Origin of the sequence: uncultured Methylovirgula sp., assembly GCF_947646745.1 — a bacterium.
GTDB lineage: Bacteria > Pseudomonadota > Alphaproteobacteria > Rhizobiales > Beijerinckiaceae > Methylovirgula.
The window spans coordinates 21,873-28,244 of record NZ_CANSHK010000042.1; the positions used below are offsets into that span (position 1 = coordinate 21,873).

The following is a 6,372-nucleotide window of genomic DNA, read 5'->3' on the forward strand; positions in this document are numbered from 1 at the left end:
GTAGCAAAATTCGCGGGGCGGCGATACCGGCCGATGGGCGCAGAGGTCAGCCTTCGATCTCCTCGCGGAGGATTTCGAGCGCCAGCCATTCGTCTTCGGCCTCGCTCAGGGCCATTGTGGCATTGGCCAAAGCCTCGGTCGCCGCGGTGAATTTCGCCCGGTCGCGGCGATAGAGGTCGGCATCGGCGAGCACCGCCTTGTGCCGCGCCGCCTCGGCGCGCAAAGCCTCCATGCGCGCCGGCAGGCTTTCGAGCGCGTGCTTTTCCTTGAAGGACAATTTGCGCTTGGCTTTCGGCGCGGCGATCTGCGCCTTCGGATCGGTCTTTTCACGGGCCGGTTTCAGGACCGGGCTCGCGCTGAGGCCTTGGCCGCGCTGCGCCACCATGTCGGAATAGCCGCCAGCATAGTCGGTCCAACGGGCATTGCCTTCGGCGACAAGGACCGAGGTTGCGATCCGGTCGAGAAAGTCGCGGTCGTGACTTGCGAGGATCACCGTGCCTTTGTAATCGGCGAGCAATTCTTGCAACAGATCGAGCGTCTCGAGATCGAGATCGTTGGTCGGTTCGTCGAGGACGAGCAGATTGGTCGGCTGAGCGAGCGCACGCGCCAGCATCAGCCGGCCGCGTTCGCCGCCGGAAAGCCGGCCGATCGGCGTGCCTGCCTGTTCCGGCCCGAACAGAAAGTCGCGCATATAGCCGATGACGTGTTTGCGGGCGCCGGCGACCTCGACATAATCGCTGCCGCCGCCGGTGAGCGCATCCTTCAGGCTCGTCGCCGGATCGAGCGAGGCGCGATTCTGATCGAGGCTCGCCATGGCGAGATTGGCGCCGTGCTTCACCTCGCCGGCATCGGGCGTCAGCACACCGGTCAAGAGATTGATGAGCGTCGTCTTGCCCGCGCCGTTGGCGCCGACAAGGCCGAGCCGGTCGCCGCGCAGGATACGGGCCGAGAAATCCTTGACGATCGGCCGCTCGCCATAGGCCTTGGCAATGTTGCGCGCCTCGATGACCAGCGCCGGTGCCGCCTCGGCCTCGCCCGCGGCGAATTTCACTTGCCCCGTCGCGCGGCGATGCTCGCGATGGTCTTTGCGCAAGCCTTGGAGATCGGCGAGCCGCTTCTGATTGCGCTTGCGCCGGGCGGTGACGCCGTAGCGCAGCCAATCTTCCTCCGCGGCGATTTTCCGCGCCAGCTTGTGCTGTTTGAGCTCCTCTTCCTCCAGCATCTGGTCGCGCCAGGCTTCGAATTCGGCGAAGCCGCGGTCGCGGTTGAAGGTCAGGCCGCGGTCGAGCCAGACGGTTTTCTTCGTCAGATTGTGCAGGAAACGGCGGTCGTGGCTGATGAGCACGAGCGCCGAGCGCAGGGCGGCGAGCTTCGCCTCGAGCCATTCGATCGTCGGCAGATCGAGATGGTTGGTCGGCTCGTCGAGCAGCAGAATGTCCGGTTCCGGCGCCAGAACCCGCGCCAGGGCGACGCGCCGTGCTTGGCCGCCGGAAAGCCGCAACGGATCCTCTTCGCCGCTCAGGCCAAGCTCGTTGAGGAGCGCCCGGCCGAGGTGCGGGCCGTCCACCGGGCTCAATCCTTCGGCCACATAATCGAGCGCCGTGGCATAGCCGGAAAAATCCGGCTCTTGCGGCAGATAGCGCAGGCTCGCATCCGGCTGCAGAAAGCGCCGGCCGCCGTCGGGCTCGACCAGTCCGGCGGCGATCTTCAGCAAAGTCGATTTGCCGGAGCCGTTGCGGCCGACGAGGCAGAGCCGGTCGCCGGCGGCGAGCGTGAGCTCCGCCTCCGTCAGGAGCGGCGTACCGCCGAAGCTCAAACGGATCGATTGAAGACTGAGAAGCGGGGCGGCCATGAAGCGGGTTTATTCTTTCAACTGTCTGTGAAGGCGGGCCGGAGGCGTAACGCCCTGCCGGTCCGGCTCGTATCTCCTAGCCAAAGGCGGCTAAAATCGCGAGAGCTGCCAGCCTAGGGATAGAGGAAATCAAAATGCTGACCCGCAGAGCATTTTCCATCGCCGGCTTTGCCGGCGTTGCCGCCTTCGGTTTCAGCCGCTTGGCCAAGAGCCAGGCCGCCAAAGCCGAGCCGGCCTATGAGATCACCCATACCGATGCCGAGTGGCGCCGGCTTCTGACCCCTCAGCAATATGATGTGCTGCGCCGGAAAGGCACGGAACTGCCTTTTTCGAGCCCGCTCTTGAACGAGCATCGCGCCGGCATCTTCGCCTGCGCCGGCTGCAACCAGCACCTTTTCTCCTCCACGACGAAGTTCGACAGCGGCACCGGCTGGCCGAGCTTCTGGGCGCCGCTGCCGAATGCGGTGAACGAGGCCCAGGACAATTCCCTCGGCATGGAGCGGACGGAAATTTCCTGCCGGCGCTGCGGCGGCCACCTCGGCCATGTCTTCGATGACGGCCCAAGGCCGACGGGGCTGCGCTATTGCATGGACGGTGTGGCGCTGAAATTCATTCCCGGCCCGACGGCCTGAGGCACGTTGATGCTGCTCGCGCTGATCGCCTATCTCGGCGGCGTGCTCACGATCCTGAGCCCCTGCATTCTGCCGGTTCTGCCCTTCGTCTTCGCCCGCGCCGATCAGCCCTTCCTCAGAAGTGGCCTGCCCATGCTGATGGGCATGGCCCTGACGTTCGCCGCCGTCGCCACCTTGGCGGCGGTCGGCGGCGGCTGGGCGGTGCATGCGAATGAATATGGCCGGATCGCCGCGATGCTGCTCCTGGCGGTTTTCGGCGTGACCTTGCTCGTGCCGGCCGTCGCGGACCGGCTGATGCGGCCCATCGTGGCGCTCGGCGCTGTCCTGGCGCTCTCGGCCGATTCGGAAGCGGGCACCGGCCGGAAGGTTCTGTCCTCGCTGATCCTCGGCATTGCGACGGGCCTCCTCTGGGCGCCCTGCGCCGGGCCGATCCTCGGCCTCGTCCTGACCGGCGCGGCGCTGCAGGGCGCAAATGCCGGGACATCGCTTCTGCTCCTCGCTTATGCCGCGGGGGCCGCAACGTCACTGGCCGGCGTGCTTTTGATCGGCGGCCGAGTCTTCGCGGCGATGAAGAGCGCGCTCGGCGCAGGCGAATGGATACGCCGCGGTTTGGGTGTCGCGGTGCTTGCCGGCGTCGCCGCCATCGCGCTTGGCTTCGACACCGGCCTTCTGACCCGGCTCTCGGCGGCGCCGACCAATGCGCTCGAACAGGCTTTGATCGACGGGGCGCAAACGCAAAAGCCCACGGCCTCGGTCGTGATGAACGACGGCGCCGGCGCCATGATGATGGTAGCGCATCATCCGCCCGCGGCCGCGTCGGCTTTGCCGGTGGAAGGCGAACTGCCTTCGCTTGCCGGCGCGACGCAATGGCTCAATTCGCCGCCGCTTACCGCGGCAGGCCTGCGCGGCAAGGTCGTGCTCGTCGATTTCTGGACCTATTCCTGCATCAATTGCCTGCGCACTCTGCCTTATGTCCGCGCCTGGGCCGAGAAGTACAAAGACAAGGGCCTCGTCGTCATCGGCGTGCATGCGCCGGAATTCGCCTTCGAGAAGAACATCGACAACGTGCGCCACGCCGTAAACGAGCTTAACGTCACCTATCCCGTGGCGATCGACAATGATTATGCGATCTGGCAGGGCTTCAACAACGAATTCTGGCCGGCGCATTATTTCATCGATGCCGAGGGGCGCATCCGCCATCACCATTTCGGCGAAGGCGATTATGCCGGATCGGAGCACGTGATCCAGCAGCTTCTCGCGGAAGCCGGCCGCACGGGCGTCGCTGGCGGGATCGTCAATGTGTCTGCAAAGGGCGCCGAAGCGGCGGCGGATATGGCCGACGTGCAATCGCCCGAAACCTATATCGGCTATGACCGTGCGGCGAATTTCGCCTCGACGGACGATGCCGTTCACGACACGCCGCATGTCTATGCGCTGACGCCGAAGCTCGCCTTGAACCAATGGGGCCTGACCGGCGATTGGACGATCGCCGGCGAACGTGCCGGGCTCGATGCCGCTGAAGGCTCGATCACCTATCGTTTCCACGCCCGCGATCTGCACCTGGTGCTGGGACCCGGCGCCGGCGGCAAGCCGGTGCATTTTCGCATCCTCGTCGATGGCCGCGCGCCGGGCGTCGACCATGGCGCCGACGTCGACGCCGCAGGCAATGGCATCGTGACCGAACAGCGGCTCTATCAGCTCGTGCGCCAGAACGGCCAGATCGCAGACCGGACCTTCGAGATTCAATTCCTTGAGCCTGGCGTGCAGGCCTTTTCCTTCACCTTTGGATAGGAGGCGGACATGTCACAACGGCATATGATTCTGGGCTTCGGCGCGGCGGCGCTGATCGCCGGCGCCCTCTGGGCGAATTCGCATAGCTACGCCGAGCCTGCGGCGCGCGTGCCAGCGCCGCGCGCCGACGAAGCGCCGCGCGCGCATCTCGAAACGATCGTCGTTGCCGGCGGCTGCTTCTGGGGCGTGCAAGGCGTCTTCCAGCATGTGAAAGGCGTCAACCAGGCAATCTCGGGCTATTCCGGCGGCAGCCGCGCCAATGCGCATTACGAGCTCGTCGGCACTGGCGAGACCGGCCATGCGGAATCGGTGCGCATCACCTTCGATCCGCGCATCGTGAGCTACGGCAAGATTTTGCAGATCTATTTTTCGGTGGCGACAGACCCGACCGAACTCAACCGGCAGGGTCCCGATGTCGGCAGCCAATACCGCTCGGTGATCTTCGCCGCCGATGCGACGCAGAAAAAAATCGCCGAGGCTTATATCGCGCAATTGGACAAAGCGCATGTCTTCGGCGCGCCGATCGTGACGCGCGTCGATTCCTTCCGCGCCTTCTACCCCGCGGAAGGCTATCATCAGGACTATGCGACTCTGCATCCCGATAACGACTATATCGCTGAAAATGATTTGCCGAAGATCGAGGCGCTGCGCCGGCTTTTCCCGGCGCTCTACCGGCCGCAGGCGAAACTGGTGGGGACGGCGGGCGAGTAAGCCTGTTCGAGATGGCCGATTAAAGCTTCAACACCGCTTTCAGCTCGCTCAGCTGATCGCGGCGCTCGGTCGCGATGCGCCGCGCTTCGTCCGACTTGGCATCGGCGACGTCCTCTTCCGCATCCTTGAGATCGGCGTCGATCTTGGCGGCGTCGAGCTCCTCGAGCGCAATCGTCTGCTCGGCAAGAATCGTAAGCCCCTCGGGCGCGACTTGCGCAAAGCCGCCGCGGACGAACAGCTTGGTTTTCTGCGTCGGCGAGGCGTCGAATTCGAGAATGCCGGGCTTCAGCAAAGCCAGCGTCGGCGCGTGATCCTTGAGCACGGTGAATTCGCCTTCGACGCCCGGAATGACGACGGCTTCGACGTCGCCCGAAAAAACGACCTTTTCCGGCGAGACGAGTTCAAACGGGAAAGCCGGCATAGCGAATCCTCACGTTCTCAGGCGCGCCGTGCGGCGAGCAGGCCGGCCAGCGCACCGAGCACGCCGCCAGCAACCGTATAAATCGCAATATGATGGATCTGGCCGTTGGTCAGGCTGCCGGTGTCGTGCGCGCCGGCGGCATGATCGCCTTGAACCTCGATCTGCAACGGGCCGAGGCGCATTTCGGTTGCCTCCGGCCGTGTCAGCCAACCGACAAGCGCGCCCAGCACCAATCCGACGATCAGGAACAGGACGCGCGAATTCATGTCAGGCGGCTTCCTTGGCCAACCGCTCGGCCTTCTGCACCGCCTCGTCGATCGAACCGACCATGTAGAAGGCAGCCTCGGGCAGATGGTCGTATTTGCCTTCGATCAGGCCCTTGAAGCCCTTGATCGTCTCGGCGAGCGGCACGAGCTTGCCGGGCGAGCCGGTGAAGACTTCGGCGACGTGGAAGGGCTGCGACAGGAAGCGCTCGATCTTGCGGGCGCGCGCCACGGTCAGCTTGTCCTCTTCCGATAATTCGTCCATGCCGAGAATGGCGATGATGTCCTGCAGCGCCTTATAGCGTTGCAGCACCTGCTGCACCTGGCGGGCGACGTTATAATGCTCTTCGCCAACGACGAGCGGCGACAGCATGCGCGAGGTCGAGTCGAGCGGATCGACCGCCGGGTAGATGCCTTTCTCCGCAATCGTACGCGACAGCACGGTCGTCGCATCGAGATGCGCGAAGGAGGTCGCGGGCGCCGGATCGGTCAAATCGTCGGCCGGCACGTAGATCGCCTGCACCGAGGTGATCGAACCCTTGGTCGTCGTCGTAATGCGCTCCTGCAGATCGCCCATATCGGTTGCGAGCGTCGGCTGATAGCCGACGGCCGAGGGGATGCGGCCCAAGAGCGCCGACACTTCCGAGCCCGCCTGGGTGAAGCGGAAGATGTTGTCGACGAAGAACAGCACGTCCTGGCCCT

6 protein-coding genes and 1 pseudogene are annotated in these 6,372 nt (G+C 64.8%); 3 read left to right on the forward strand and 4 right to left on the reverse strand.

Annotated elements, in window-relative coordinates; all coding sequences use genetic code 11:
* Positions 1-46: 46 nt before the first annotated feature.
* Positions 47-1,852, reverse strand: coding sequence for an ATP-binding cassette domain-containing protein (locus Q0025_RS12360; RefSeq protein ID WP_297299540.1), 1,806 nt, complete (start codon positions 1,850-1,852; stop codon positions 47-49).
* Positions 1,853-1,986: 134 nt separating this feature from the next.
* On the opposite strand from Q0025_RS12360, the gene msrB reads away from it, so the two are divergent.
* From msrB to msrA, 3 genes are read left to right on the forward strand one after another with little or no spacing between them, the layout of a single operon-like run.
* Positions 1,987-2,484 (forward strand): peptide-methionine (R)-S-oxide reductase MsrB, encoded by a 498-nt coding sequence (gene msrB / locus Q0025_RS12365; protein ID WP_297299542.1) that lies wholly within the window; start codon positions 1,987-1,989, stop codon positions 2,482-2,484.
* 9 nt (positions 2,485-2,493) lie between these two features.
* The gene (locus tag Q0025_RS12370) at positions 2,494-4,275 is read left to right on the forward strand and encodes a cytochrome c biogenesis protein DipZ (protein ID WP_297299544.1); all 1,782 of its coding nucleotides are present in this window, start codon (positions 2,494-2,496) and stop codon (positions 4,273-4,275) included.
* 9 nt (positions 4,276-4,284) lie between these two features.
* Positions 4,285-4,986, forward strand: coding sequence for a peptide-methionine (S)-S-oxide reductase MsrA (gene msrA, locus Q0025_RS12375; protein ID WP_297299546.1), 702 nt, complete (start codon positions 4,285-4,287; stop codon positions 4,984-4,986).
* A 19-nt stretch (positions 4,987-5,005) separates the two neighbouring features.
* Here msrA and Q0025_RS12380 read toward each other — a convergent pair whose 3' ends face one another.
* From Q0025_RS12380 to Q0025_RS12390, 3 genes and pseudogenes are all read right to left on the reverse strand, one after another.
* Positions 5,006-5,407 (reverse strand): F0F1 ATP synthase subunit epsilon, encoded by a 402-nt coding sequence (locus Q0025_RS12380; RefSeq protein WP_297299548.1) that lies wholly within the window; start codon positions 5,405-5,407, stop codon positions 5,006-5,008.
* 17 nt (positions 5,408-5,424) lie between these two features.
* Positions 5,425-5,673: a hypothetical protein gene (locus Q0025_RS12385; RefSeq protein WP_297299550.1), complete on the reverse strand. Its 249-nt coding sequence runs from the start codon at positions 5,671-5,673 to the stop codon at positions 5,425-5,427.
* Between the two features lies 1 nt (position 5,674).
* Positions 5,675-6,372, reverse strand: a pseudogene (locus tag Q0025_RS12390) (F0F1 ATP synthase subunit beta); the annotation flags it as partial.

Coding starts and splice junctions, on each gene's coding strand:
- Q0025_RS12360 (WP_297299540.1), bottom strand. CDS start 1,852: ATGGCCGCCCCGCTTCTCAGTCTTCAATCGATCCGTTTGAGCTTCGGC.
- msrB (WP_297299542.1), top strand. CDS start 1,987: ATGCTGACCCGCAGAGCATTTTCCATCGCCGGCTTTGCCGGCGTTGCC.
- Q0025_RS12370 (WP_297299544.1), top strand. CDS start 2,494: ATGCTGCTCGCGCTGATCGCCTATCTCGGCGGCGTGCTCACGATCCTG.
- msrA (WP_297299546.1), top strand. CDS start 4,285: ATGTCACAACGGCATATGATTCTGGGCTTCGGCGCGGCGGCGCTGATC.
- Q0025_RS12380 (WP_297299548.1), bottom strand. CDS start 5,407: ATGCCGGCTTTCCCGTTTGAACTCGTCTCGCCGGAAAAGGTCGTTTTT.
- Q0025_RS12385 (WP_297299550.1), bottom strand. CDS start 5,673: ATGAATTCGCGCGTCCTGTTCCTGATCGTCGGATTGGTGCTGGGCGCG.